Here is a 25,162-nt window from a genome sequence, read left to right on the forward strand (position 1 = left end):
GTCTGACTTCGGGCGCTGGTGGTGCACGGGTAAGCTGTTGTTCTTTTTTCCCTTCGATCCGCTCGCCGACCGCCCGGCGAGCGCTGCCTGCCGCCAAGCGCCTACGCACTTTCTCAAGGAGAACGACCCGTGGCCATTACATGGACTGCCACACTGGAAACCGGTATCGAGGTCATCGATGCCCAACACCGTCGCATCGTCGACTACATCAATGAGCTGGAAACCGCTCAGAACAGTCACGATCGCGGCGCCGTCGGCCACGTGCTCGACGAGCTGGTCGATTACACGGTATCGCATTTCGGTTTCGAGGAAAGTCTGCAGGAAGAAGCCGGCTACAAGTACGCCAAGCCGCACAAACGCGTGCACGATCTGTTCATCAAGCGCGTCGACGAATACGTCCAGCGCTACCGCGGCGGCGAGGACGTCGCCGCCGAAGTGCACGCGATGCTCAGCAACTGGTTGATCAATCACATCCAGCACGACGACGCCGACTATGTCAGCGCCGTCAAGGCCAACGTGCACCACCTCACCACCAACCACAAGGAAGGCGGCTGGCTGGCGCGCACGCTCAAGCGCTGGTTCCGCTAAGCAGCAGGGTTCACGCCCGGCGCGAACACCACCTGCACCAGCAGGCCGCCGCCGGGTGCATCGAGCAGCCTGACCTGCGCGCCGTGGCGCTCGGCCACCGCCCGCACGATCGACAGACCCAACCCGCTGCCCGGCTGCTCCTGGCCGGCGCGGCGATAGAAGCGGTCGAACACCCGCTCGCGCTCGTGCGGCGGAATCCCCGGGCCGTTGTCGACGACCTCGATGCAGGCGCCGCCACCGGCGGCGTGCACGGCAACATCGACGCGCCCGCCCTGCGGCGTGTAGCGCAGCGCGTTACCGATCAGATTGGCGAGCAGTAACCGCAACCCTTCGCGTTCACCATCGAGGCGCAGTGCCGTGTCCGCCGCGGTCATGCCGAGATCGATGCCGCGCGCCTCGGCGAGGCTGGCGTGGTCGGCGACGACTTCCGCGGCCAGCTCGGCGAGCACCAGGCGCTCACGCGGCGGCAGCGCGTCCGGCCCCTGTCGCGACAGCCCGAGCAGCTGTTCGACCAGATGCGTGGCGCGCGCGATGCCCTCGCGCAGCTCGGCCAGTGCCAGCGTGCGCGCCGCGGCATCGGGCGCGCGTTCGAGCAGTTGCACCTGCAGACTCAGCGCGGTCAGCGGGCTGCGCAGCTCGTGGGCGGCATCGGCGGTGAAGTCGCGCTGCCGGCGCAGCGCGGTGCCGAGGCGTTCGAGCAGGCCGTTCAGCGCGGTGACCAGCGGCAGCGCCTCGGCCGGCGCACCGCTGAGTTCGACCGGCTCCAGCGAGTCGGCCCGCCGCCGCGTCACCGCCGCCGCCAGCCGCCGCAGCGGCCGCAGCGCCCGCCCGGTCAGCCACCACACCAGCATGCCGAGCAGCGGCAGCATCAGCAGGAACGGCGCCAGCGTGCCGAAGGCCGCGCGCGCAGCCAGCGCCTCGCGCACCGCCAGCGGATGCGCGACCTGGATCGCCTGGTTCTGCAGCAGCAGGCCGTACACGCGCCAGCGCCCCTCGCGAGTTTCGACGGTGGCGAAACCGGCCTGCACGCGGCTCGGCGGATCGACATGCGGGCGCGAGTAGAACAGCCGCGCGCCGTTGCGATCCCAGACCTGGATGATGTAGTCGAAGTCCGGATCGGGCGCCGGCAGCTCGCTGGCCACGCCGATCGCCAGATCGCGCACCGACAGCGCCAGCTGGCGCAGGTCGTAATCGAACACCGCGCCGATCTCGGCCAGCGCGCTGCGGTAGGTGGCGTAGGCGCCGGCCAGCGAGCCGAGCAGCAGCACGCCGAGCAGCGCCACCAGCAGTTGCCGGCGCAGCGAGCTCATGGCTGCTTCGGCACGAACCAGCCGACCCCGCGCAGGTTGCGGATCGCCTCGGCGCCGAGCTTGCGGCGCAGCGCGTGGATGTGGACCTCGACGGCGTTGCTCTCGACGTCCTGCCCCCAGCCGTAGAGCTGCTCCTCCAGCCGCGCCCGCGACTGCGGCTTGCCCGGCTCGCGCAGCAGCGCGTGCAGCAGTTCGAATTCGCGCGCCGACAGCGTCACCGGCTCGCCGTCGCACCAGACCTCGTGCGTCGCCGGGTCGAGCTTCAGGCGGCCGTGTTCGAGCAGCGGCGTGCGCACCGGCGTCCCGCGGCGCAGCAGCGCGCGGATGCGCGCGGCCAGCTCGTCGAGCTCGAAGGGTTTGATGACGTAGTCATCGGCGCCGGCATCAAGCCCGGCGATGCGCTCGGCCAGCGCATCGCGCGCGGTGAGGATCAGCACCGGCAGCGTCTGCCCGCCGGCGCGCAGCCCGCGCAGCACCTCAAGGCCGTCCTTGTGTGGCAGGCCGAGGTCGAGCAGCAGCAGGTCATAGCCGGTCTCGGCCAGCGCGCGCTCGGCGGACAGGCCGTCGAGCACCCAGTCGACGGCATGGCCTTCGAGCTTGAGGCCCTGTTCGACGCTGCGACCGATCATGCGGTCGTCTTCCACCAGCAACAGGCGCATGGCCGCTCCGCAGGTTCATGCCAGGACGGCGAGCCTAGCATCCGCGCCCGGCGCGGCGGCCGTCAGTGGTCGATCAGTTCATCGTAGGGCGGCAGATTCAGCTGCGTGCGCGCAGCCAGCCGGTGGACCTGCCTGAGCGCCTCGGCGGCCTGCAGGCGGTCTTCGAGCCTCTGCAGCGCCTCGGCCTCGGCCTCCCCGCTGGCCGCCGCCTGGCGCAAGGGCGCAGACCTCGGCATCGATCGACTGGATGGCGATGAGCAGGGTTTGATGGCTGATCTCGGGCATCGTCGCCGCTCAGCCGGCGACCTCGACGCGGTTGCGGCCGGCCTGCTTGGCGCGGTTGAGGGCGCTGTCGGCGCGGGCGATGACGTCGGCCGGGGCGTCGACCGGGCGCAGCGGCGTGACGCCGAAACTCGCGTGCACCGGCGGCTGCGGCGACGTGAGCGGCTCGCTGGCCAGCGACACGCGGATGCGCTCGACGCACAGCGCCGCTTCGGCGACGCCGGTCTCCGGCATCAGCACGACGAATTCCTCGCCGCCGATGCGCGCGACCAGATCGCAGCGGCGGCTGCGGCCGACCAGGCGGCCGGCAAACTGGCGCAGCACGCGGTCACCGGCGCTGCTGCCGAAGCGCTCGTTGAGCAGGCTGAAGTGATCGATGTCGGCCAGGGCGATGCTGCAGCTGACGCCGTAGCGGCGGCTGCGCTCGACTTCGAGCTCCAGGCGCTCGTGGAACTGGCGGTGGTTGGCGACGCCGGTCAGTTCGTCGGTGCGCAGCAGCTGTTGCACGCGCTCCTCGCTCAGCGCCAGTTCGCGCCGCCGCTGCGCCAGCTCGGCATGGGCCGCACTGAGTTCGTCCTGCAGGGCATCGAGCTGGCGGGTGAGGCGCCCGCACTCGGCGGCATCGCGCTCGGCGAGCAGCAGCCAGCCGCCGTCGCCGGCGCGGCAGATGCGCCCCGGCAGCAAGCGCCCCGCCTCGCTGCGGCCGATCCGCAGCAGGCCGCCGTAGAGCTCGGCACCGACCTCGCCGGCGCCGCTCAGGAGCCCGCTCACCGCCGGCTGCAACAGCCAGGCGCCGAGGTTCGCCGGATCGGCCACGCCGCATTCAGCGAGCAATCGTTGCAGGGCGGCATTGGCGCGGCGCAGCGTGCCGGCGGCATCGACTTCGGCGAACAGCACACCCTGCAGTGGCTCCAGCAGCCCGGCCAGCAGTCCTTCGCATGCGCTGTGGGCACTCCGTTCGCTGCCCGGTCTTGGCTCCGCGTCACCGCTCATTGCCACCTCACCCGTACCGTTCAAGCCCAGAGTGTTGTGATTTCTAGCACACTTTTGCGTCAGCAAACCGCATCGTGGGATCAGCTTGCATACCAGAGCACGGCAAAGAAGTGGCAGACGCTGCCGCCGAGCACGCTGACGTGCCAGGCCGAGTGCCGGTACGGCCGTTCGTCGCGGAAGTAGAACCACAGGCCGCCGGTGTAGAGCAGGCCGCCGGCAAGCAGCCAGCCGAGGCCGGCGCTGGGGATGCGCTCGAACGCCAGACGGCCGAACACCAGCAGCAGCCAGCCCATCACCACATAGAGGCCGACGCCGAGCTGCTGGCTCAGCCGCCCGCCGAGCAGGCGCAGGGCGATGCCGAGCAGCGCCAGCCCCCAGATGATGCCGAACAGCGTCCAGCCCCAGGCGCCGTACAGCGGCCCGAGCGTGAACGGCGTGTAGGTGCCGGCGATCAGCAGGTAGATCGCGGCATGGTCGAGGCGGCAGAACACGCGCTTGGCGCGCGATTCGTGCAGCGCGTGGTAGCACGTCGAACAGACATAAAGCAGCAGTAGGGTGACGCCAAAGGCAACCGCTGCCACCACGCTGCGCGCGCCCTGGGCCGCGGCGGAGACGACCAGCACCGGCAGGGCGGCGATGCTGGCGACGACGCCGATGCCGTGCGTGACGGCATTGGCGATTTCTTCGCCGGCCGATTGCTGTCTGTTGCCCATGACATTGCCCTCGCTCCCGCTGCGTACTGGCTCAGACCACGGCGCGCATTCGGGTTCCGGCCGCTGCGCGGACATGTCAAGGGTAAACGTTCCGCGGCGAGGGTGGTCACACCGACATGGTTCCGCCCTCCCCGTCCGATGCTCGCGACCGAGAAGGAGTCCTCGCCATGACGTCCGATCCGTTCAAGACCCTGCGCCCGCTGGTCACCCGTGCCGGTACCGTCGGTCACTACCACAGCCTGCCGGCCTTCGCAGACACCGGCAGCGCGATCGCCCGCCTGCCGGTGTCGCTGCGCATCGTGCTCGAATCCCTGCTGCGCCACTGCGACGGCCGCCGGATCACCACCCACCACGTCCGCGAACTGGCCGCCTGGCACCCCAACGCGCCGCGCAGCAGCGAGATCCCGTTCACCGTCGCCCGCGTCGTGCTGCAGGACTTCACCGGCGTGCCGCTGCTCTGCGACCTGGCGGCGATGCGCGATGCCGCCGTCGCCCGCGGCGCGGCGGCCGAACTGATCGAGCCGCTGGTGCCGGTCGACCTGGTCGTCGACCACTCGGTGATGGTCGATTACTACCGCCGCCCCGATGCGCTGGCGCTCAATATGCAGCGCGAGTTCGAGCGCAACCGCGAGCGCTATGAATTCCTCAAGTGGGGCATGCAGGCCTTCGAGCGCTTCCGCGTGGTGCCGCCCGGCATCGGCATCGTCCATCAGGTCAACCTCGAATACCTCTGCCCCGGTCTGCAGCACCGCGACGGCCTGCTGTTCCCGGATACGCTGGTCGGCACCGACTCGCACACGACGATGATCAACGCCCTCGGCGTGGTCGGCTGGGGCGTCGGCGGCATCGAGGCCGAGGCGGCGATGCTCGGCCAGCCGGTGTATCTGCTGACGCCGGACGTGGTTGGCGTCGAGCTGAGCGGCACGCTGGCCGAAGGCGTCACCGCCACCGATCTGGTGCTCAGCGTCACCGAACGGCTGCGCGCCGAGAAGGTCGTCGGCCAGTTCGTCGAATTCTTCGGCGACGGTGCAGCCAGCCTGAGCGTCACCGACCGCGCGACCATCGCCAACATGGCGCCGGAGTACGGCGCGACGATGGGGTTTTTCCCGGTCGACGCCCGCACCGTCGAGTACCTGCGCCAGACCGGGCGCAGCGCCGAACAGGTCGAGACCTTCGAGGCCTACTGGCGCGCGCAGCAGCTGTTCGGCATGCCGCCGGCCGGTTCGATCGACTATTCGCGGGTCATCGTCATCGATCTCGACGCCATCGTGCCGAGCCTGGCCGGGCCGAAGCGCCCGCAGGACCGCATCCCGCTGCCGCAGATGCGCGAACGCTTCACGGCTGCGCTCGGCCACGCGCCGGCGGCGCCCGGCACGGCGCTGCGCGACGGTGACATCGTCATCGCCGCGATCACCTCCTGCACCAACACCTCCAACCCCGGCGTCATGCTCGCCGCCGGCCTGCTGGCGCAAAAGGCGGTGGCACGCGGCCTGCGCGTGGCGCCGCGGATCAAGACCTCGCTGGCACCGGGCTCGCGCGTGGTCACCGAATACCTGCAGCGCGCCGGCCTGCTCGAAGCGCTGGACGCACTCGGCTTCGGCCTCACCGCCTACGGCTGCACCACCTGCATCGGCAATGCCGGCGAGCTGGCGCCGGAGATCGCCGCGGCGATCACGCAGAACCAGCTCAGCGTCGCCGCGGTGCTGTCCGGCAACCGCAACTTCGAGGCGCGCATCCACCCGCTGGTCAAGGCCAACTTCCTCGCCTCGCCGCCGCTGGTGGTGGCCTTCGCGCTGGCCGGGCGCGTCGACATCGACCTGACGCACGAGCCGCTCGGCCTCGACGCCGCCGGCCAGCCGGTATACCTGCGCGAGCTGTGGCCGCACAGCGCGGAAATCGAAGCCGTCCGCCACTGGGCCAGCGACCCCGACACCTACCGCCGGCTCTACGCCGACTTCAGCGCCGACCAGCCGCTGTGGAACGCCATCGACGGCCGCGGCGGCGCCACCTACGCCTGGCGCGAGTCGAGCTACATCGCGCGGCCGCCGTTCTTCGATGAGTTCGCGGCGCAGCCGGCGCCGCGGCCGCCGATCCGCGGTGCACGCGCGCTGCTGCTGCTCGGCGATTCGGTGACCACCGACCACATCTCGCCGGCCGGCTCGTTCCGCGCCGAGTCGCCGGCCGGGCAATACCTGCAGGCGCGCGGCGTGGCGGCGGCGGACTTCAACAGCTACGGCTCGCGCCGCGGCAACCACGAAGTGATGCTGCGCGGCACCTTTGCCAACGTGCGCCTGCGCAACCGCATGCTGCCGCCGGCCGCCGACGGCTCGCCGGTCGAAGGCGGCTACACGCTGCTCGATGGCGTGCAGACCAGCGTCTACGAGGCGGCGATGGCCTACCGCGCGCGCGGCGTGCCGACCCTGGTGTTCGCCGGTGAGGAATACGGCACCGGCTCCAGCCGTGACTGGGCGGCGAAGGGCACGCAGCTGCTTGGCGTGCGCGCGGTGATCGCGCGCAGCTTCGAGCGCATCCACCGCTCGAACCTGGTCGGCATGGGCGTGCTGCCGCTGCAGTTCGCCGCCGGCGACAGCATCGAGTCACTCGGCCTCGACGGCAGCGAGACCTTCGACCTCGACCTGCCGGCCGAGCTGCGCCCGCAGCAGTCGCTGCGTCTGGTGATCCAGCGCGGCGGCCGCCGCTACGAGCTGATGCTGCGCAGCCGCCTCGATACGCCGGTCGAACTCGCCTACTTCCGTCACGGCGGCATCCTGCCGTACGTGCTGCGCCAGCTGCTCGCCGCGCCGGCGGCGAAGGAGGCACGAACATGAACACGCACGTCACTCCCCTGACCGATACCCGGCTGGAGCATGACAGCCTCGGCGATGTCGCCGTCGACGACGCACGGCTGTGGGGCGCGCAGACGCAGCGCTCGCTGGAGAACTTCCGCATTTCCAGCGAGCGCATGCCGGCCGAGATGATCCACGCGCTGGCGCTGGTCAAGCGCGCGGCGGCGGTCGCCAACCGCGAGCTCGGCGTGCTCGATGCCGAGCGCGCCGGTGCCATCGTCACCGCCGCCGAGGAGATCATCGCCGGCGGCCACGCCGCGGAGTTCCCGCTCAGCGTCTGGCAGACCGGCTCCGGCACGCAGACCAACATGAACCTCAACGAGGTCATCGCCAACCGTGCCAGCGAACTGCTCGGCGGCGGCCGCGGCCGGCTGCGCCGGGTGCACCCGAACGACCACGTCAACGCCGGCCAGTCCTCCAACGACGTGTTCCCGACGGCGATGAACGTCGCCGCCGTCGACGGCGTCGAGCGCCGCCTGCTGCCGGCGCTGCGCGCCCTGCGCGAGACGCTGGCGCGGCAGAGCCTGGCGGCGGCGAACATCGTCAAGATCGGCCGCACTCACCTGCAGGACGCCACGCCGCTGACGCTCGGCCAGGAAATCTCCGGCTGGGTGCAGCAGCTCGACCACGCCATCGATCACCTCGACGCCGCGCTGCCGCACGCCTGCGAGCTGGCACTCGGCGGCACCGCGGTCGGCACCGGCCTCAACACCCATCCGCGCTTCGCCGAGCTGGCCGCCGGCGAACTCGCCGCCTACACCGGGCTGCCGTTCTTCAGCGCGCCGAACAAGTTCGAGGCGCTCGCCGCGCACGATGCGCTGGTGCACCTGCACGGCGCGCTCAAGGGCCTGGCCTGCTCACTGCTGAAGATCGCCAACGACGTGCGCTGGCTGGCCAGCGGCCCGCGCTGCGGCCTCGGCGAGCTCAGGCTGCCGGAGAACGAACCCGGCAGCTCGATCATGCCGGGCAAGGTCAATCCGACGCAGTGCGAGATGCTGACGATGGTCTGCGTGCAGGTCATGGGCAACGACGCCGCGGTCGGCTTCGCCGGCGCGCAGGGCAACTTCCAGCTCAATGTGTTCAAGCCACTGATCGCCCACAACGTGCTGCAGAGCATCCGCCTGCTCGCCGACGGCATCACCAGCTTCGATGCCCACTGTGCCGCCGGCATGGAGCCGGAGCAGACGCGCATCGCCGAGCTGCTGGAACGCTCGCTGATGCTGGTGACAGCGCTGAGCCCGTACATCGGCTACGACGCCGCAGCGGCGATCGCACGCCGGGCACACCGCGAGGGACTGACGCTGCGCGAGGCGGCGCTGGCCAGCGGCGAAGTCAGCGCCGAGCAGTTCGCCGCCTGGGTGCGCCCGGAGCAGATGGTCGGCCCGACCGCCTGAGGCGGGCGCCTCAGATCGTCCCGCCGTCCCAGCCGGAATGATTCCGGCGCCGGTCCCGGCCGCTGCGGCGATCGGGCTTCTGCAGCTCGAAGCGCAGGGCGGCGCGGCGGTCGACACCGCTGCGCCGCTCACCGCAGCGGCGTTCGGCGACGGACTCGTAACGGCAGGAGCAGTGCGCGCGGTCGCAGCCGTGCAGCGGCAGCGCCGGCAGCGCCGCATCACCGGCATAGAGGGTGCCGGCCTGCTGCCGGGCAGCCTGACAGGCGGCAGGCGCGGGGATGATCCGCTTTGCGCAAAAGCCGGGGTCAGCCGCCGGCGCCGGCGGCGCGGCGCCCGCCAGCGGGCGCACCGCAACCTCTGCCGGCGACGGGCCGGCCAGCCCCAGCCGTGCCAGCAGGCGATGCCACAGGGAAACCTTGCGGGGGGACATATCGGATCGATCCGCAGCAGAGCCAGCGCTCCGGCCGACGATTCGGGACTCCTGCCGCGAGACTAGCGCCGCGCTCCGCGTAAAGCTTCAGGCCGGTGACGGCGGCGCAATCGTTTGCAGATTCCCCCGCCCGCACCGCGCCCTGCGGCAGCGCCCTCTGCCACGCCGGCACGCGGCATTGATCAACAAGGATTGACAGTCCCGTAGCCGGCACCGAGGCTTGATGGTCAGTGTTGCGTCCCCCCGGGCGGACATGGACGATTCATCAAGCACAGGGAGTAGCAAGGAATGAGTGCCTTTTTCTTCCAGCGCATCAACGACCACATCCAGTACCTCAACCGCCTGCAGCGTGCGCTCGACAAAGCCGAGGACTTCACCTGTTCGACCTGCCACGAGTGCAAGCTCGGCATCTGGTTCGACCAGGAGGGCAAGGATGAAGTCACCGCCTGCGGCATGGACCCGCAGGCTCTCGCCGAGCCGCATACGGCGTTCCACGACGCCTGCTTCCGCGCGCTCGAATGCCGCCATGCCGGCGACGCCGCCGGCGAGCGCGCCGCCATCACCGAGATGTACAAACACTCCAACACGCTGATCAATCTGCTGATGGAGCTCGACAAGGCCGGGCAGGCGAAGAAGTGACGAGCCGCTAGCCGGCGACCACGATCTCCACCCACGGCAGACGCCAGCGCGACAGGCGGCGGCGGCCGCGACTGGGTTCTTCTTCGTCCTCCTCCCGCCGCCAGACCAGCGCCAGCAGGCGTGCACGGATGATGTTCTCCAGCCGCGGCGCCCACTGCTGGCAGGCTTTCTTCGACAGGCGGGCCAGACGGCGGCCCTGAACGTCGAGCACGAAGATCTGCTCGCCGACGGCCTGCAGGCTGACGGCATCGCCCGGCTGCGCCGCGGCGAGCGCGGCGTGGATCGGCGCGCCGGCCGCGAAGTTGGCGGCATAGCTCAGGTAGAGATCCTCGAAGGTCAGCCGCTCGATGCGCCGATCGAGCACCGCCGGCGGCAGCTCGACGAGCGCTGGCGTGCGCTCCAGGCAATCCCCGGCGCGCAGCTCGACCAGCGCCGGCGCCAGAGCATCGGCGCGCGCGCACAGTGTCAGGCTGGCGCGCGCGCGCGTCATCGCCACGTAGTACAGCCGCCGCTCGGCCTCGGCATCGTGGTCTTCACCGCGCACCCGCCAGTCACCGAGCACGATGACGTGATCGAACTCCAGCCCCTTGGCCGAATGCGCACTGCCGAGATAGACACCGGCGCCGTGGCGCAGGCCGCGCCGCGCCTCGTCCAGCCACTGCGTGAGCGCATCGAGCAGCAGCGCGGCAGGGATGCCGGCCGGCGCGGCCGCCGGGTCGTCGTCAGCGCCGTCGACCGGCGCAGCACGCTCGGCCGCCAGCTCGGCGAACAATTCGACGAGGCCGGCGCGCCACGGCAGCGCGGCGGGCAGCGGCGCCACCAGCGCCTGCAGCTCGACCAGACCGAGGCCGGCGGCGCGCAGCCGATCGAGCAGATCGACGATCTCGCAGACCCGCCACGGTGACGGCAGCTCGTCTTTGCCGGCATTCCAGCGCAGCGGTATGCCGAGGTGATCGAGCGCGGCGCGCAGCGCCAGCAGTTCCTGACGGGTGCGGGCCAGCACCGCACAGCGCTCCCAGGCCAGCGCCGGATCGAGCCGGTGCAGGCGCTGCAGTTCGGCGGCGACGGCGCGCGCCTGCGCCCGGCCGTCGGCGACGCGCAGGATCTGCACCCGCCCCTGCGTCAGCGGATCACCGGCACCCCAGGCGCCGCCGGCGGCGGCACCGGCGCGGGCCTGATCGATGCGGATCGGCTGCGCGGTCTTCATGCGCTCGCGGTTGTGCGCGATCAGGCGGTTGGCGGCGGCGATGATGTGTGCGCTGGAGCGGTAGTTCTCGACCAGAAAATGCTGCTCGGCGGCATAGTCGGTGGCGAAGCGGCGGATGAATTCGACGCTGGCCTCGCGGAAGGCATAGATGTTCTGGTCGTCGTCGCCGACGGCAAGGATCGACAGCTTGTGCTCACCCTCGTCGAGCGTGCGCCCGGCCAGCGCCGAGATCAGCGCGTACTGCTGCGCGTCGATGTCCTGATATTCGTCGACGAGGATGTGCTGGTAGCCGGCCAGCAGACGCTCGCGCAGCTCGTCGCCGGCGGCGCCGATCAGTTCGCGCTCGCCGTTGAGCAGCGCGGTGGCCTCGCTGAGCAGCGCGCCGAAATCAATCTCCTCGCGCGCCTGGCCGTCGAGCGCGCGACCGCACAGCGCCAGCGCCAGGCCGTGGAAGGTGCGCACCGTCACCGCACGCGCCTCGCGGCCGATCAGCTGCAGCAGACGCCGGCGCAGGTCGAGCGCGGCGTGGTGGTTGTAGCAGAGCACCAGCACCGCCCGCGGCGGCACCCGCAGCACGCGCAGCAGGTACGCGACGCGGTGCACGACGACACGACTCTTGCCGGAGCCGGGGCCGGCGAGGATCAGCAGGTTGCGTTCGGCCGGCGCGGCGACGATGGCCTGCTGCAGCGGATTGCCGAGCGCTTCGACGATCTCGTAGAACGACTCCGGCGCGGTCGGCCGCTTCAGCTCCTGCTCACGGCCGGCGAAGTAGCGCCTGATGAAGCTCTTGCGCTCCATCTCGAAGTAATCGCGCAGCAGCGCCAGCGCGCGCTGCATTTCCTGCAGCGCCAGACGAGCGTATTCGGCCATCACGTGGATCTGCAGGATGCGCTCGCGGTAATGCTCGCCGAGCGGCGCGTAGTCGCCGGCACCGTAGCGGCGGCCGCGCGCCTCGGGCAGCACGCGCACGGTCATTGCGCTGCGAAATACCGCCAGCCCCTGCTGCAGCACGATGATGCGCTGCTCGTGCAGGTAGAGCAGCGCGCACTCGATCGCCGCCAGCGGATCGCGCAACTGCTGGCCGAGCAGCAGATCGGTCGCCACCACCGCGCGCAGGTCTTCGAGGCCGAATTCGACCAGCGTCTCGCCACTGCCGGGACCGTCGGCCACACGCCTGAGCAGGCAGTCGAGCAGCAGCGTGGCGATGCCGTGGCGCACGCTGGCGGTGGTGACGATGTTGTCCCAGCTGCGCCGCGGCCAGATCTGCAGGCGCTCGTGGCCGGCGGCGCGCAGCTTCAGGCTGGCGATCTGGCGCTCGGCGAGGCCGAGGCCGTCACGCGCCAGCGAGCCGAGCAGCTTGCGCAGCAGCTCGGTATCGCTGGGCAGTCCGGCATCGCACAGGCGCTGGTTGAGCAGGCGCAGCTCCAGCGGTTGCCAGCCGGCCTCGGCGGCATCGGGCGCCGCCTCGCGCAGCAGCTCGAGCAGTGCCCGCTCGATGCGGATAATCTGCTCCAGCCGCGCCTTGGCACCGAGCCGGCCGCCGCCGCCGCGCGGCTGCACCCAAGCGCTGAGCTGCAGGCCGGCGCGCAGCAGGCCGGCGCGCTGCATGTCATCGAGCAGGCGCAGGATCGGCTTCGGCGGCGTGCCGTCCTGCGGGCGCAGCGCCGGCAGCTGCGCCAGCTCGTCGGTGCTCAAGCCCTCGTCGGGCGCGCACTGCCACAGCGCCAGCAGCACCGCCTCCCAGCGCGCGATCTCGGCCTGCGGCAGCTTGAGCTGCGCCATCTTGTCGCGCGCTTCGAGCAGCGAGCGCACCAGCGGCACGCCCTGGAACACGCGGATGTGGTTCTCGTCGCGGCTGACGAAGCCGGCACGCTCCAGCCAGGCGATCGCCATGCGCACGCGGGTATCGGCGTCGCGCTCGTCGGCATCGAAGCTGAGGCCGAAGTCACCGACGTTGAGCAGCTCGCCGGCGGTGGTCACTACCGGCCGTTCCGGGTGCTTCTGCTGCAGCCGGCGCAGCGCGCGCAGGATGGCGACGATGTCGCCCTGGCGCAGCTCGCTGCGGGCGCTCTGCAGGAACTGACGCTCGACGTCGTCCTTGGCGAACAGCAGCACGCAGTCGGCATCGGCGCGATCACGGCCGGCGCGGCCGGCTTCCTGCAGGTAATTTTCCAGCGAGCCGGGCACGTCGGCATGCACCACCAGGCGCACGTTTTCCTTGTCGATGCCCATGCCGAAGGCGTTGGTGGCACAGATCACCTGCGTCTCACCGCGCAGGAAGGCCTCCTGGATCGCGCGCTTGCGCGGCGCCTCCAGCCCGGCATGAAAGGCTTGCGCCGCCCAGTCCTGCCCGGCGAGGAATTCGGCGGTCTGCTCGCTGTGCTTGCGCGTGGTGCAGTAGACCACCGCCGCCCCCTCGCGGGTGCCGAGGTGTTCGCGCAGCAGGCCGTCGATGCGCGGGTATTTCTCCGCCTCGCTGACCTCCTGCACGGCAAAGCGCAGGTTCGCGCGCTCGGTGCCACCGGGGAACAGCGCCAGCTCCGTGCTCAACTCGCGGCGGAAGTGCTCGCGGATTTCGTCGACCACCTCGGGCTTGGCGGTGGCGGTCAGCGCCAGCACCGGCGCGGCCTGCAGCGGGTGGCGGGTGTTGAATTCGCGGATGAAACGCGCGCAGTAGAGGTAATCGGTGCGGAAATCGTGCCCCCATTTCGCCAGGCAGTGCGCCTCGTCGAAGATCCACAGGCCGATCTCGCGGCTGGCCAGCACCTTGGCAAAGCCCGGGTTGCGGAATTGCTCGGGAGCGACGTAGAGCAGCGCGATGTCGCCGAGGCGCACGCGTTCGAGCAGCGCGCCGCGCTCCGGCGGCGTCAGCTCGCCGTAGAGCGCGCCGGCCAGCTCGGCGCCGAGGCGCCGGGTCAGGCCGTCGACCTGGTCTTTCATCAGCGCGCGCAGCGGCGAGACCACCACGCTGAGCGCGCCCCGGCGCTGGTAGAGCGCCAGCGCCGGCAGCTGGAAGCACAGCGACTTGCCGCCGCCGGTCGGCAGGATGCCGAGCAGCGAGCCGCCCGCCATCGCGTGGCTGACGATCGCCTGCTGCAGGCTGCTGCCGTCGGCGGCGGCCGGCTCGGCACGAAACGCGTCGTAGTCGAACCAGTGCTTGAGCTGCTCCTGCGGGGAATGCGCGCTGCGGCACCAGCGGCACTCCGGGTCGCGGCAGGGCTGGTCGCGCAGCCGGCGCACGATCTCGCCGAGCTGCGGAAAACGCAGGCGCAGCCACGGTGGCAGCACCGAGTTGCCGCCGGCGACGCGCAGCCAGGCAACCAGCCAGCCGAGCAGCGGCCGCTGCCGTGCATCGGCGAGCAGCGGCGCCGTCACCGCCAGCCACTGCTGACGGCAGACGCGGCCATCGAGCAGCTGGCGCAGCGCGGCGCGCACATCGCTCTGCGGGCAGGCACCGAGCTGCTGCCAGAGCGCGACGAAGGCCGCCGCCGAGGCGCCCTCGCGGCCCAGCTCGGCATCGCGGTAGACGTGATAGAGCAGATCGATCCAGGCGCTGTCGGCCCGCGCCTGCTCGGCGAGTGCGGCGTACTGCTCACGAAACAGCTGCGCCGACAGGCGGGCGTCGGCCAGCGGGTCGTTGGCCGCCGAGCGCACCAGTTTGTAGTCCTTGACCAGCGCGTGGTACGGGTTTTCCGGGTGCGCCAGCGGCGACAGGTACAGCGTGTCGAGCACCGGCAGCGCCAGCAGCGGATGCGCCGGCGCCAGCGCGCGCAGCAGCGGCAGATCGTGATCGAGCAGGTTGTGGCCGAGCAGCCAGCGCGCCTCGCGGCCGAACTCGGCCAGCGCCGCCAGCGCCTCGGCCTGATCGAAGCGCGCGCCGGCGCCGCCGCGGCGAAATTCCGCACCGCGCCACAGCGCACCGATCGCGAACAGCCGGCCGTCCGGGGTCGCCTCGAAATCCAGCCAGAGCGCGTCGTCGAGTAAGGGAAGCGTTTCCATACGCAGCATCCACAGGCGGGGAAATCGGCAATGATGTTTGAAGGTATGGACTGCCGTCACGCAAACGTCACGCGGACAGCTATAGTCGCGCCGCCCCGCCGCCGAGCCCGTTTACATGCAGTACGACAACCCCGACGACGTCTTCCGCCACCCGCCCGACGAACAGCCCTTCATCTACACCGGCGACGGCCGCCTGAGCCTGCAGTTCGACGCCGGCACCGTGCAGAGCCGCATGGACCCGAGCGCGCCCTACCGGCTCGAACTCGGCTACACGCGCACGATCATGGGTTTCCTGCTGTTCGTGCCGCAGCCGCGCCGCATCGGCCTGGTCGGACTCGGCGGCGGTTCGCTGGTCAAGTACTGCCACCGCTACCTGCCGCAGGCGCGCATCGAGGTCGCCGAGATCAACCCGGCGGTGATCGCGCTGCGCGACACCTTTCACATCCCCGCCGACGGCCCGCGCCTGCAGATCGTCTGCGCCGACGGCGCCGAATTCGTCGCCCTCGCCGAGCCCTTCGACGTGCTGCTGATCGACGGCTTCGATCTCGGCGGCGTGCCGCCGCAGCTGTGCAGCCAGCGCTTCTACGACGACTGCCGCGCCGCGCTCGGCGCCGACGGCGTGCTCGCCGTCAACTTCACCGGCGACGATCCGCGCATCGACATCTACTGCGAACGCCTGCGCCGCAGCTTCGACGGCCGCTTCAAGCGCATCCCGGCACAGGCATCGAGCAACCGCATCGTCTTCGCCGGCCGCCCCCTGCACTGCCCGCCGCAACGCCTGCGCGCCAGCGCCCGCGCGCTGGCCAGCCTCCATGAAGAGCTGGCGCTGGAACAGACCGTCAACGAACTGCTGACGGCGCAGCCGGATTAGTCAGAGCCCGGCCCTGCACGCGACAGGCGCCGGGCGTCAGACGCGTCGGCCCCGTGCCTGACAAGGCGCAGGCGTGAGGGAAAAGCCCGGTGAACGTAGCGGCGCGCGCCCGTTGGCCGGCGGCCGCGGCGCGCCAAAAACGCCCGCCGCGGCGGCCCGGCCGGTTTGTGCGGAGAACAGGCCGGCGTGAGGGGACACGCCGGCGTGGTTCAGGCAGCCCGCAGCCATACCGCGGTGTCGTGGAACACCGCGCCGCCGTTGGGGGCGGCAGGTTCGGCGCTGGTCAGGGCGTTGATGCCATGACCTTCGGGGAAGGCGGCGGCGGGCCACAGGCTTTCGACGATGACCACGCCGCGCTGCACGCCGGCGAAGGCCTGCACATGCAGGCTCAGGCTGGCGCGGCGGTTGCCGATGCGCAGCGCGGCGCCGTCGGCGATGCCGAGCGCGGCGCAGTCGTCCGGGTGGACGAAGGCGGTCGGCCGCCGCTGATGGCGCTGCGCCGAGGCCGTCTCGGTGAAGCTCGAATTGAGGAAGTGGCGCGCCGGCGCGGTGACCAGGCGGAACGGATGCTCGCGGTCAGTCGGGTCGGTCACCGCCCAGTGATCGGGCAGCGGCGGCATGTCGGCGCCGCGCGGGCCGAGCGCGGCCCAGTCGGGCGCGAAGCGGAAACGGCCATCGGCGTGGCCGAAGCCGTCGAGGAAATGCGCGGCGCGGAAATCGAGCGCGCAATCGAGGCCGCCGGCGGCGTGGATGGTGGCGGCATCCGGGCGGCCGGAGGCGGCCAGCGTGGCGTCGATCAGCGCCGGGGTGTCGAGCGCGAAGCCGGGGTGGTCGGCGCCGAGGCGCTCGGCGAGGCCGGCGAGCACGGCATGGTTCGGCCAGCACTCGGCGTAGGGCTCGATCACCGGCCGGGCAACCTGCAGGAAGGTGTGGCCGCCGGCCTGGTAGAGATCGTCGTGTTCGAGGAAGGTCGTCGCCGGCAGCAGCACGTCGGCATAGCGCGCGGTCTCGGTCATGAACTGCTCGTGCACGCAGAGGAACAGGTCCTCGCGCATCAGGCCGCGCCTGACCGCCAGCGAATCCGGGGCGACCAGCGCCGGATTGGTGTTCTGGATCAGCATCGCGCTGACCGGCGGGCCGCCGGCGAGTGCCTCGGCATCGCCGCAAAGCACCGCACCGATGCGCGACTGATCGAGCGCGCGCACGCCGCGGTCGAGGCGGTCAAGACCCTGGATCAGCGTGCGGTCGAGGCCGTAGATACCGCCCTGGCTGTAGAGCGCGCCGCCGCCGGGATGCTGCCAGGCGCCGCTGACCGCCGGCAGGCAACTCGCCGCGTGCATGCTGACGGCGCCGTTGCGCGAGCGGGTAAAGCCGTAGCCGAGGCGCAGGTAGGCGCGCGGCGTGCGCCCGTAGAGGCGGGCGAATTCGCGGATCTGCCCGGCGGGCACGCCACTGATCGCCTCGGCCCACTGCGGCGAACGCGCGGCGAAATGCGCCTCGATGGCCGGCGAAAAATCGGTAAAGCGCGCCAGATAGTCGCGATCGGCGAGGTTCTCGGCGAGCAGCACGTGGATCACCGCGCAGGCCAGCGCGGCGTCGGTGCCGGGACGCGGCATCAGGTGCAGATCGGCCTTGGCGGCGGTCGGTGTGCGGTAGGGGTCGATCACCACCAGCCGCGTGCCGCGCGTGCGCCGCGCCAGGGTGATGTGGTGCATCAGGTTGACCTGGGTGTGCACCGGGTTGCCGCCCCAGACCACCACCAGATCGGCCTCGTGGATCTCGCGGGCGTCGACGCCATGCTTGGCACCGGTGCCGGCCAGCCAGCCGGCGTCGGCGATGGCGCTGCAAAACGTGGAATGCTGGCGCGACCAGCCCATCACGTGGCGCAGCCGCTCGATACCATCGCGCTGCACCAGCCCCATGGTGCCGGCGTAAAAGAACGGCCAGACGCTCTCGGCGCCGTGGCGAGCCATCGCCGCGCGCAGGCGCTCGGCGGTGAGGTCGAGCGCGTCGTCCCAGCCGATGCGCTCGAAGCGGCCCTCGCCCTTGCCGCCGACGCGCCGCTGCGGATAGGCCAACCGTGCCGGGTGATGCACGCGCTCGGCATAGCGTGCGACTTTGGCGCAGACCGCGCCGGCGGTGTACGGGTGCTCGGCACCGCTAACCTTGCCGATGGTGCGGGCGTCGAGTTTCTCGACGCGCAGCGCGCAGGTCGACGGGCAGTCGTGCGGACAGACGGAAGGCAGTATTTCAGGCATGGCGGCAAGCGACGGCGGCGGGGGGAAGGGATGATGATGAACCGTCGCCGTGCGCCGGCGGAACCGCTCGTGCCAAGATGCGCTCCTGCGCCGAACAGCCAGCTTGACACTCTCCCCGCGCAGGCACGCCGGGCAAGGAACTCCACATCGTGACGCACGCTGCCATCACCGCCGCCGGCCCGCTGCCGGTCGGCATCCGCGCCGGCGGGCGCGATCTGCGCCTGGACTTTTTCCGCGGTCTGGCCCTGCTCTACATTTTTCTCGACCACGTACCGTCGAACGTCGTCGCCTGGCTGACGCTGCGCAACTACGGCTTCAGCGACGCCACCGAGATCTTCGTGTTCATCTCCGGCTACAGCGCCGCGCTCGCCTACGGCCGGCGCATGCAGGCGCACGGCTTTGTCTTCGGCACCGCCAGCGTGCTGCACCGCGCCTGGGAGATCTACATCGCGCACATCTTCCTGTTCGTGCTGTATTCGGCGCAGATCGCCTGGATCGGCACGCGCTTCCACAACCCGATGTTCGCTGAAGAAGCCAACCTGCTGCGTTTTCTCGATGACCCGCTGGCGAACTTCGTCGAAGCGCTGCTGCTGCGTTTCCGCCCGGCGAACATGGACGTGCTGCCGCTGTACATCGTGCTGCTGCTCGGCTTCGCGCCGGCGCTGTGGTGTCTGCTGCGCCGACCGTGGCTGACGCTGACGCTGTCGGCGGCGCTGTACCTGGCGGCCGGCCTCAACAACTGGAACCTGCCGGCCTATCCGCCCGGCAGCGCCTGGTACTTCAACCCGCTGTGCTGGCAGTTTCTGTTCCTGCTCGGCGCCGCCTGCGCGCTGTATCCGGCACTGCCGCACGCCATCGAGCGCCAGGCGCGCTGGCTGCAGCCGCTGGCGCTGGCGATGCTGATCTTCGCGCTGGCGGTCACTGCGACCTGGCACCTGCCGGAATACGCCGAGCTGATGCCGGAATGGCTGGCGCAGCTGATCTACCCGATCAGCAAGACCAATCTCGATCCGCTGCGACTGCTGCATTTTCTGGCACTGGCCTGGCTGGCCGGGCATTACGTCGACGCCGACGCGCGCTTCCTGCGCGGGCGCTGGGCAGCACCGCTGGTGCTGTGCGGGCGGCATTCGCTGCACGTGTTCTGCCTCGGCATCCTGCTGGCCTTTGCCGCGCACTTCTACCTCGTCGAATTCCACGGCGGCACGCTGGCCCAGCTCGGCGTCAGCGTCGCCGGAGCGGGCCTGATGCTGCTGCTGGCCCTGCTGATGGAGTGGTACCGCCAGGCACGGCAACCCCGTCGCATCCCGGAGACCAGCCATGCCCGCGAGGACTGATACCGTGCGCCCATGCTTTCGCCTGCTGGTCGTGCTCGGCCTGACGCTGATCGCAGCGCCGGTGCTGGCCGCTGACGACGCGGCGCCCGCCACCGAGCGCTGCGAGATTCCCGACGGGCTGGCGAGCAGCCGCTACGCCTTCGAGCACGTGCGCGCGGCGCGCCAGGCCAAGCGGCCGGTGGTGATCATCGCGCTCGGCACCGCCTCCACCGCCGGCACCGCCGGCCTCAGCTCGCGCACCATCGCCTACCCGGCGCGGCTGATCGAATGGCTGGAGCGGCGCTGGGGGCCGGGCTCGGTGCAGGTGGTCAACCTCGCCCATTCCGGCGAAACCGCGGCGCAGCAGCTGGAGCGGCTGCCGCAGGCGCTGGCGCAGTACCACGCCGACCTGCTGCTGTGGCAGACCGGCACCGTCGATGCGCTGCAGGGCGTCGATCTCGACCGCTTCGGCGACGCGCTGGAAGACGGCATCGACGCCGCCGAAGCCACCGCCACCGATGTGCTGCTGGTCGATCCGCAGTACGGCAGCCAGGCCTTCGCGCTGGCCGACGTCGACCCCTACCTCGCTTACCTGCGCCAGATCGCGCTGGCGCGCGGCGCCGGCCTGTTCCGCCGCTACGAACTGATGCACCTGTGGTTCGAGGCCGGCCTGCTCCAGCTGCGTCCCGAAGACGAAGAAGCCCAGCAGCGCAACGCCGCTTTCATCCACGACTGCCTCGGTCGCGCACTGGCCGGGATGATCGACGAGGCCTCGCAATGAGACAACGCCCGCCACGCCCCCACCCGCCGCGCCGCGCACCGCGCACCACCCGCCGCCGCGAGCTGATGCTCGCCGGCCTGTTTTCCACGCTGCTGGCACACAGCGCCAGCAGTCACGCCGCGGGCAGTGAACATTGCGTGCTGCCGGCGCAGCTGGTGCATGTCAGCGGTCACCTGCAGCGCACCCGCGCCCACCTGCAGCTGCATCAGCCGCTCGACATCATCGCCATCGGCTCTTCCTCGACCGAAGGCTACGGTGCCAGCTCGCCCGATCACAGCTACCCGGCGCAACTCGAACGCCTGCTGCGCAGCCGCCATCCCGACACCGCGATCCACGTCTTCAACCGCGGCCGCGGCGGCGAGATCGCAGCGCAGACGCTGGCCCGCTTCGGCCGCGATCTGCTGCCGTACCGACCGACGCTGGTGATCTGGCAGGTCGGCGCCAACGACGTGGTGCGCAACGTGCCGCTGGCGCAGTTCGCGGCGACGCTCGAACACGGCCTCGACCAGCTCGCGGCCGCCGGCTTCGAAGTCATGCTGATGCCGCCGCAGTACGCCCCGCAGACCGCCGCCGCCCGCCAGATCGACGCCTACATCGACTACCTCGAAGACCTCGCGCACCGCCGCGGCCTGCCGCTGATCGAGCGCTACCGCCTGATGCGCGACATCGCCAGACGCGACGCCAGCCTGCTGCGCGCAATGCTCACCCCCGACGGCATGCACCAGAACGACCTCGGCTACTACTGCCTGGCCGCACAGGTCGCCTACGCCATCGACGACCAGCTGCCGCCGAGCGGCGCGGCGCTGATCGTGCAATCGAAGGAAAGGGGCAAGTAAGCGCCCTTACGGGTAACGGCGCCCGCAGCGCCACGGTGCGGCAGGCGACGGCCGCGTGAACACCAGGCGGTCGTGCAGGCGAAACGGCTTGTCCATCCAGAACTCGATGTAGACGGGGGCGATGCGGTAGCCGGTCCAGTACGGCGGCCGCGGAATCTCACCGATGCCGAAGCGCGCCGCCTCGATGCCGACGGCCTTGACCAGCTCCATACGGCTGGCAAGCGGCCGCGACTGCTGGCTGGCCCAGGCGCCGATGCGGCTGGCGCGGGCGCGCGAGGCGAAATAGGCATCCGCCTCCGCATCCGCGACCAGCGACACCGGGCCACGGATGCGCACCTGGCGGCGCAGCGACTTCCAGTGCAGCACGGCCGCCGCCTGCATGTTGTCGGCCAGCTCCTGACCTTTCTGCGACTCGGTATTGCTATAAAAAACAAAGCCGTCGTGATCGAAACTCTTCAGCAGCACCATGCGCACGTCGGGCAGCCCCGAGGCGTCGCTGGTCGCCAGCGCCATCGCATTGGCATCGTTGATCTCCTTGCCTTCCGCCAGCGCCAGCCATTCGCCGAACATGGCGAACGGGTCGTCGCCCTTGATCGCGTCGTCATCGTGTTCAAAGGCTTTGTTCACGTCATCGTTTGTTGGATTCATTTTTTGCACCATGCCATCGGGCTGCATGAGCGGCATCGACCCTGCAGGTAAAAAAGCATACCGCTAACGCCCGCAGCCGGCGGATGCCCTGAGGCCGCCAGCCTTCAGCCGAGCCGGGTGCTGCTGCTCGTGATGCGGCCGGCTTCGAGCTGGTAGCGGCGCACCTGCGTCGCCGAGTCCTCGCACCAGAAATATTCGATCGGGCCGAACAACTCGCGCAGCTGCCTGGTATCGAACGACGCAGCCAGCAGCGGGAACACGCGCGGATCGTAGAAGCGCATGTAGTAGCTCCTCTGCCCCGGCCCCCGGATCAGCAGCAGGCGGCGGCAGTGGTCGCGCAGGGCACGCAGCCCGGCGCGGCTGGTCAGCAGCACGCCCCAGTGCTCACCCCAGTGATCGAACACCCGATCGCGCCACGCCGGCGCACTGTCGAGGCGCAGCAGGTACGGCGCGACGGCCGCCAGCTCCGCCACCAGCTCGCCGCGATACAGGCAGACGTATTCACCGGCGGCCGCGACCAGACGTTGCGGCAGCTCACCGACGACGGCACCGTCGAGCAGCGCATACAGCGCATGCCCGGACGGCGGCGTGCAGAAGCGGGCCAACTGGTCGCGACGGCGACCTACCGGCTCCCCGCGGGCAGACGCAGCGACATCCCTGTCCATGCAAGACTCCTCCGGCCGGGCTGGCTCACGCGGCGACGCCGCGGCAGGCCAGGGCCGGCAAACGCAATCTGGAAATCCCCGCCGCCGAGCGCCAGCGCAGGCAGGCATCGAAATCGCCGCGACGCGCATACAGCGCCAGATCCGTCGTCGCTCCCAGCGGATTGGCATCGAGCAAAACCGCACGCCAGCTTCCCGCCGGCGTCGGCAGGCAGGCGACATCGAACGCCAGCGCCGCCGGCGGCGCCGCGGCGATCAGCGCCGGCAGCAGCGAGGCACAAGCGCCGAGCAACGCCTCGGCATGGCTCTCCAGCTCGGCAAAGCAGGCACCATCGGCATGCAGGGCCTGACTGGCGCCGCACCAGACGCCGTCCTGCACGAAGCAGCGCAGCTCGGCCCAGTCCGGAAAATCGAGCCACCGGCGCACGACCAGCGCCAACGGCACATCGAACATCAGCGCCATGCGCAGATCGACCGCGCAGCGCAGTGAGCCGGTGACGATCTGCGCCAGCGCCTGTGCGGCACCGCCAACGCACAGCCCGTGCCGCTGCGCCTGCAATGAATCCTTGGGGCTGCGTGAACTCAGGCGCACGCAGCAGCGGCCACCGAGCTCGGCAATGGCGGTATCGAGCCAGCGGATGAGCCGCTGCAGGCGCTGCGCCGGCAGCGGCGCGAACCAATGTCCAAGCCCGCCGATCTGCGCACCCAGCGCCTGACACTCGGCCGTCGTCAACGCCAGCAAACGCATCTCCGGCGCGCGCTCGACCCACGCCACCGGCCAGGCATCGATGAAAGTCGCCCGCGCAGCATGAATGTCATACGGCGCCCGCCAGACAGCGCACGAATTCACGCCGGGTACACCCGTTTGACCCAGTCCTCCAGCGGCTCATCTTCATCAGGCTCTTCTCGCAAGGCCAGCAGGAATTCCACGAAGGAATCGGCGACATAGGCAATATTGCTGTCGTCAGGGATTTCTCCTTCATAAATATTCGCGTGACATCCATATCCCCAAAAGAAGATCTTACCAAAATTGCTCTCCCCGATACCAATCAGGAAAAGACTGCTGCCAGGATTACAAGCAAAGCACAAATAATCATTTGGGATATAGTTTTTGAAATCATTCCAGTTTTGCAGAAAATCAGCACCCAGATCTGAGTTAATAATTAACAGCTCTGACAAAATGACAGCCGGCCCGACAGATACCGCAACCGAGCCTGCAGGCCACTCGACCCTGACCCAAGCGGTACTCGTCTTCGGGATATCTATTGGCAATGGCAGACCACCATTCCACTTGAGATAATAGCTCCTCAATTGCGGTGGCAACCTGATATGTATCTGTGCTTCGAAAGCGCGCAGTTCTTCCTCGCTCAGAGGAGAGCCGTGCTCAATTACCTCATATTCCCTGCCATTCAGTACAAAATCCATTTCCTGACTCCTCCTGGAACGACGTTACCGGCCTCCATCCGCTGGCAGCCAATCACGGAAAATAGCGGCGCCTATCCTGGATACATCCGGTTGACCCAGTCCTCCAGCGGCTCATCTTCATCAGGCTCTTCTCGCAAGGCCAGCAGGAATTCCACGAAGGAATCGGCGACATAGGCAATATTGCTGTCGTCAGGGATTTCTCCTTCATAAATATTCGCGTGACATCCATATTCCCAAAAAAAGATCTTGCCAAAATTGCTCTCCCCGATACCAATCAGGAAAAGACTGCTGCCAGGATCACGGGAAAAGCATAAATAATCATCTGGAATATAATTTTTAAAAGTATTCAAAGCCTCCAGAAAATCTGAATGCGATTCAGAGTTAATGATGAATAATTTCGAAAAAATAACAGCGGGCCCGATAAGCTCCGCCGCCGATCCCACGGGCCACGTCACCTTGACCCAGACACTGCTATTCATCGGGATAGACGCTGGACTGGGAAGACCACCATTCCACCGCAGGTAATAACTTCTCAGCTGTGGCGGCAACCTGGTGTGAATCTGCGCTTCGAAGGTGCACAGTTCTTCCTCACTCAGAGGATGGCCGTGCCCAAGTACCTCATATTCCCTGCCATTCAGTACAAAGTCCATTTCCTGATCCATCCTGGAATACTGTTACCGACCACCATCCGCTGGCAGCCAATCATGAGAAATGACGGCGCTATTCTGGATACATTCGTTTGACCCAGTCCTCCAGCGGCTCATCGTTATTGGGCTCTTCTCGCATCAACAATAAAAACTCCGTCACCGAGCCCACAATAAAAGCAAGTTCCGTTTCTGTTCGACTATCATCACCATCAAGCCCTCCACCAAACTGCCTAGGCCAAAAAAAAATCTGCCCTAGGCTGCGCTCTTGTGTACTGATCAAAAAAAGACTACCCACTGGATCCTGTGAAAAACATAGATAACCTTTAGGAATATGCTTTTCATAAGCACTCCAAATACTAAAAAAATCTGTCTCTCCTTGCGCGTTTATAATAAAAAACTTACGCACACTCGTTGCCTGATCGAGATCGGCATTGAGTATTTTCACAGGCCATTGCAGTTTTACCCAGACACTAGATCCCTCCGGAAGATCGCTTGGACAGGCTAGTCCACCATTCCACTTGAGATAATAGCTCCTCAATTGCGGTGGCAGCCTGATATGTATCTGCGCTTCGAAGGCGCACAGTTCTTCCTCACTCAGAGGATGACCGTGCACAAGCACCTCATAATCTTTGCCATTCAGCACAAAATTCATTTTCCAATC

22 protein-coding genes are annotated in these 25,162 nt (G+C 69.0%); 8 read left to right on the forward strand and 14 right to left on the reverse strand.

Annotation, left to right across the window (positions count from 1 at the left end; translation table 11 throughout):
- Nucleotides 1–135: 135 nt before the first annotated feature.
- The gene (locus C7443_RS04520) at nt 136–588 is read left to right on the forward strand and encodes a bacteriohemerythrin (RefSeq protein ID WP_425467069.1); all 453 of its coding nucleotides are present in this window, start codon (nt 136–138) and stop codon (nt 586–588) included.
- Here C7443_RS04520 and C7443_RS04525 read toward each other — a convergent pair.
- The 5 genes from C7443_RS04525 to trhA form a co-directional block, all read right to left on the reverse strand.
- The gene (locus C7443_RS04525) at nt 585–1,898 is read right to left on the reverse strand and encodes an ATP-binding protein (protein ID WP_110017366.1); all 1,314 of its coding nucleotides are present in this window, start codon (nt 1,896–1,898) and stop codon (nt 585–587) included. The genes C7443_RS04520 and C7443_RS04525 overlap by 4 nt on opposite strands.
- Nucleotides 1,895–2,557 (reverse strand): response regulator, encoded by a 663-nt coding sequence (locus C7443_RS04530; RefSeq protein WP_110017367.1) that lies wholly within the window; start codon nt 2,555–2,557, stop codon nt 1,895–1,897. Before C7443_RS04530 ends, C7443_RS04525 begins: the two co-directional genes overlap by 4 nt.
- A 62-nt stretch (nt 2,558–2,619) precedes the next feature.
- Nucleotides 2,620–2,793 (reverse strand): hypothetical protein, encoded by a 174-nt coding sequence (locus tag C7443_RS20075; RefSeq protein ID WP_170123491.1) that lies wholly within the window; start codon nt 2,791–2,793, stop codon nt 2,620–2,622.
- 58 nt (nt 2,794–2,851) lie between these two features.
- A complete protein-coding gene (locus C7443_RS04535) occupies nt 2,852–3,832 on the reverse strand; it encodes a GGDEF domain-containing protein (RefSeq protein WP_110017368.1) in 981 nt (326 codons plus the stop codon).
- An 80-nt stretch (nt 3,833–3,912) separates the two neighbouring features.
- Nucleotides 3,913–4,545 carry a PAQR family membrane homeostasis protein TrhA gene (gene trhA / locus C7443_RS04540; RefSeq protein ID WP_110017369.1) on the reverse strand — a complete coding sequence of 211 codons (633 nt, stop codon included), beginning with the start codon at nt 4,543–4,545 and terminating at the stop codon, nt 3,913–3,915.
- A 167-nt stretch (nt 4,546–4,712) separates the two neighbouring features.
- On the opposite strand from trhA, the gene acnA reads away from it, so the two are divergent.
- Both acnA and fumC read left to right on the forward strand, forming a co-directional pair.
- Nucleotides 4,713–7,373 (forward strand): aconitate hydratase AcnA, encoded by a 2,661-nt coding sequence (gene acnA, locus C7443_RS04545; protein ID WP_110017370.1) that lies wholly within the window; start codon nt 4,713–4,715, stop codon nt 7,371–7,373.
- Between the two features lie 17 nt (nt 7,374–7,390).
- Nucleotides 7,391–8,785: a class II fumarate hydratase gene (gene fumC, locus C7443_RS04550; protein WP_246004567.1), complete on the forward strand. Its 1,395-nt coding sequence runs from the start codon at nt 7,391–7,393 to the stop codon at nt 8,783–8,785.
- Between the two features lie 10 nt (nt 8,786–8,795).
- Here the strand turns inward: fumC and C7443_RS20350 are convergent, their stop codons facing one another.
- Nucleotides 8,796–9,215, reverse strand: a complete 420-nt coding sequence (locus C7443_RS20350) for a hypothetical protein (RefSeq protein ID WP_246004542.1) — start codon at nt 9,213–9,215, stop codon at nt 8,796–8,798.
- A 288-nt stretch (nt 9,216–9,503) separates the two neighbouring features.
- Between C7443_RS20350 and C7443_RS04560 the strand changes: the two genes are divergently transcribed.
- Nucleotides 9,504–9,854 carry a CZB domain-containing protein gene (locus C7443_RS04560; RefSeq protein WP_110017372.1) on the forward strand — a complete coding sequence of 117 codons (351 nt, stop codon included), beginning with the start codon at nt 9,504–9,506 and terminating at the stop codon, nt 9,852–9,854.
- A 7-nt stretch (nt 9,855–9,861) separates the two neighbouring features.
- Here C7443_RS04560 and C7443_RS04565 read toward each other — a convergent pair whose 3' ends face one another.
- A complete protein-coding gene (locus C7443_RS04565; RefSeq protein WP_110017373.1) occupies nt 9,862–15,060 on the reverse strand; it encodes a RecQ family ATP-dependent DNA helicase in 5,199 nt (1,732 codons plus the stop codon).
- A gap of 115 nt (nt 15,061–15,175) precedes the next feature.
- Here C7443_RS04565 and C7443_RS04570 point away from each other — a divergent pair, with 115 nt between their 5' ends.
- Nucleotides 15,176–15,931 carry a spermine/spermidine synthase domain-containing protein gene (locus tag C7443_RS04570; protein WP_110017374.1) on the forward strand — a complete coding sequence of 252 codons (756 nt, stop codon included), beginning with the start codon at nt 15,176–15,178 and terminating at the stop codon, nt 15,929–15,931.
- A gap of 209 nt (nt 15,932–16,140) precedes the next feature.
- Here the strand turns inward: C7443_RS04570 and C7443_RS04575 are convergent, their stop codons facing one another.
- Nucleotides 16,141–18,189: a molybdopterin oxidoreductase family protein gene (locus tag C7443_RS04575; protein ID WP_110017375.1), complete on the reverse strand. Its 2,049-nt coding sequence runs from the start codon at nt 18,187–18,189 to the stop codon at nt 16,141–16,143.
- A 149-nt stretch (nt 18,190–18,338) separates the two neighbouring features.
- On the opposite strand from C7443_RS04575, the gene C7443_RS04580 reads away from it, so the two are divergent.
- From C7443_RS04580 to C7443_RS04590, 3 genes are read left to right on the forward strand one after another with little or no spacing between them, the layout of a single operon-like run.
- Nucleotides 18,339–19,523, forward strand: coding sequence for an OpgC family protein (locus tag C7443_RS04580; protein WP_246004543.1), 1,185 nt, complete (start codon nt 18,339–18,341; stop codon nt 19,521–19,523).
- On the forward strand, nt 19,507–20,283 hold the full coding sequence (locus C7443_RS04585; protein ID WP_110017376.1) for an SGNH/GDSL hydrolase family protein: 777 nt from the start codon (nt 19,507–19,509) through the stop codon (nt 20,281–20,283). Before C7443_RS04580 ends, C7443_RS04585 begins: the two co-directional genes overlap by 17 nt.
- Nucleotides 20,280–21,119, forward strand: a complete 840-nt coding sequence (locus C7443_RS04590; RefSeq protein ID WP_110017377.1) for an SGNH/GDSL hydrolase family protein — start codon at nt 20,280–20,282, stop codon at nt 21,117–21,119. Before C7443_RS04585 ends, C7443_RS04590 begins: the two co-directional genes overlap by 4 nt.
- 6 nt (nt 21,120–21,125) lie before the next feature.
- Here C7443_RS04590 and pdxH read toward each other — a convergent pair whose 3' ends face one another.
- The 6 genes from pdxH to C7443_RS04620 form a co-directional block, all read right to left on the reverse strand.
- Nucleotides 21,126–21,767 carry a pyridoxamine 5'-phosphate oxidase gene (gene pdxH / locus C7443_RS04595; RefSeq protein WP_110017585.1) on the reverse strand — a complete coding sequence of 214 codons (642 nt, stop codon included), beginning with the start codon at nt 21,765–21,767 and terminating at the stop codon, nt 21,126–21,128.
- Nucleotides 21,768–21,871: 104 nt separating this feature from the next.
- Entirely contained in the window at nt 21,872–22,432 is a 561-nt protein-coding gene (locus C7443_RS04600; protein ID WP_170123492.1) for a DUF4123 domain-containing protein, read from the reverse strand.
- A 25-nt stretch (nt 22,433–22,457) separates the two neighbouring features.
- Nucleotides 22,458–23,279 carry a cell division cycle protein 123 family protein gene (locus C7443_RS04605; protein ID WP_110017379.1) on the reverse strand — a complete coding sequence of 274 codons (822 nt, stop codon included), beginning with the start codon at nt 23,277–23,279 and terminating at the stop codon, nt 22,458–22,460.
- Nucleotides 23,276–23,854, reverse strand: coding sequence for an SMI1/KNR4 family protein (locus C7443_RS04610; RefSeq protein ID WP_110017380.1), 579 nt, complete (start codon nt 23,852–23,854; stop codon nt 23,276–23,278). Before C7443_RS04610 ends, C7443_RS04605 begins: the two co-directional genes overlap by 4 nt.
- Before the next feature lie 71 nt (nt 23,855–23,925).
- Nucleotides 23,926–24,504 carry an SMI1/KNR4 family protein gene (locus tag C7443_RS04615; protein ID WP_170123493.1) on the reverse strand — a complete coding sequence of 193 codons (579 nt, stop codon included), beginning with the start codon at nt 24,502–24,504 and terminating at the stop codon, nt 23,926–23,928.
- A 70-nt stretch (nt 24,505–24,574) separates the two neighbouring features.
- On the reverse strand, nt 24,575–25,153 hold the full coding sequence (locus tag C7443_RS04620; RefSeq protein ID WP_110017382.1) for an SMI1/KNR4 family protein: 579 nt from the start codon (nt 25,151–25,153) through the stop codon (nt 24,575–24,577).
- Nucleotides 25,154–25,162: the final 9 nt, after the last annotated feature.

Source organism: Plasticicumulans acidivorans, assembly GCF_003182095.1.
GTDB classification, from domain to species: Bacteria; Pseudomonadota; Gammaproteobacteria; order Competibacterales; family Competibacteraceae; genus Plasticicumulans; species Plasticicumulans acidivorans.

Coding starts and splice junctions, on each gene's coding strand:
- C7443_RS04525 (WP_110017366.1), bottom strand. CDS start 1,898: ATGAGCTCGCTGCGCCGGCAACTGCTGGTGGCGCTGCTCGGCGTGCTG.
- C7443_RS04530 (WP_110017367.1), bottom strand. CDS start 2,557: ATGCGCCTGTTGCTGGTGGAAGACGACCGCATGATCGGTCGCAGCGTC.
- C7443_RS20075 (WP_170123491.1), bottom strand. CDS start 2,793: ATGCCGAGGTCTGCGCCCTTGCGCCAGGCGGCGGCCAGCGGGGAGGCC.
- C7443_RS04535 (WP_110017368.1), bottom strand. CDS start 3,832: ATGAGCGGTGACGCGGAGCCAAGACCGGGCAGCGAACGGAGTGCCCAC.
- trhA (WP_110017369.1), bottom strand. CDS start 4,545: ATGGGCAACAGACAGCAATCGGCCGGCGAAGAAATCGCCAATGCCGTC.
- acnA (WP_110017370.1), top strand. CDS start 4,713: ATGACGTCCGATCCGTTCAAGACCCTGCGCCCGCTGGTCACCCGTGCC.
- C7443_RS20350 (WP_246004542.1), bottom strand. CDS start 9,215: ATGTCCCCCCGCAAGGTTTCCCTGTGGCATCGCCTGCTGGCACGGCTG.
- C7443_RS04560 (WP_110017372.1), top strand. CDS start 9,504: ATGAGTGCCTTTTTCTTCCAGCGCATCAACGACCACATCCAGTACCTC.
- C7443_RS04565 (WP_110017373.1), bottom strand. CDS start 15,060: ATGGAAACGCTTCCCTTACTCGACGACGCGCTCTGGCTGGATTTCGAG.
- C7443_RS04570 (WP_110017374.1), top strand. CDS start 15,176: ATGCAGTACGACAACCCCGACGACGTCTTCCGCCACCCGCCCGACGAA.
- C7443_RS04575 (WP_110017375.1), bottom strand. CDS start 18,189: ATGCCTGAAATACTGCCTTCCGTCTGTCCGCACGACTGCCCGTCGACC.
- C7443_RS04585 (WP_110017376.1), top strand. CDS start 19,507: ATGCCCGCGAGGACTGATACCGTGCGCCCATGCTTTCGCCTGCTGGTC.
- C7443_RS04590 (WP_110017377.1), top strand. CDS start 20,280: ATGAGACAACGCCCGCCACGCCCCCACCCGCCGCGCCGCGCACCGCGC.
- pdxH (WP_110017585.1), bottom strand. CDS start 21,767: ATGAATCCAACAAACGATGACGTGAACAAAGCCTTTGAACACGATGAC.
- C7443_RS04600 (WP_170123492.1), bottom strand. CDS start 22,432: ATGGACAGGGATGTCGCTGCGTCTGCCCGCGGGGAGCCGGTAGGTCGC.
- C7443_RS04610 (WP_110017380.1), bottom strand. CDS start 23,854: ATGGATTTTGTACTGAATGGCAGGGAATATGAGGTAATTGAGCACGGC.
- C7443_RS04615 (WP_170123493.1), bottom strand. CDS start 24,504: ATGGACTTTGTACTGAATGGCAGGGAATATGAGGTACTTGGGCACGGC.
- C7443_RS04620 (WP_110017382.1), bottom strand. CDS start 25,153: ATGAATTTTGTGCTGAATGGCAAAGATTATGAGGTGCTTGTGCACGGT.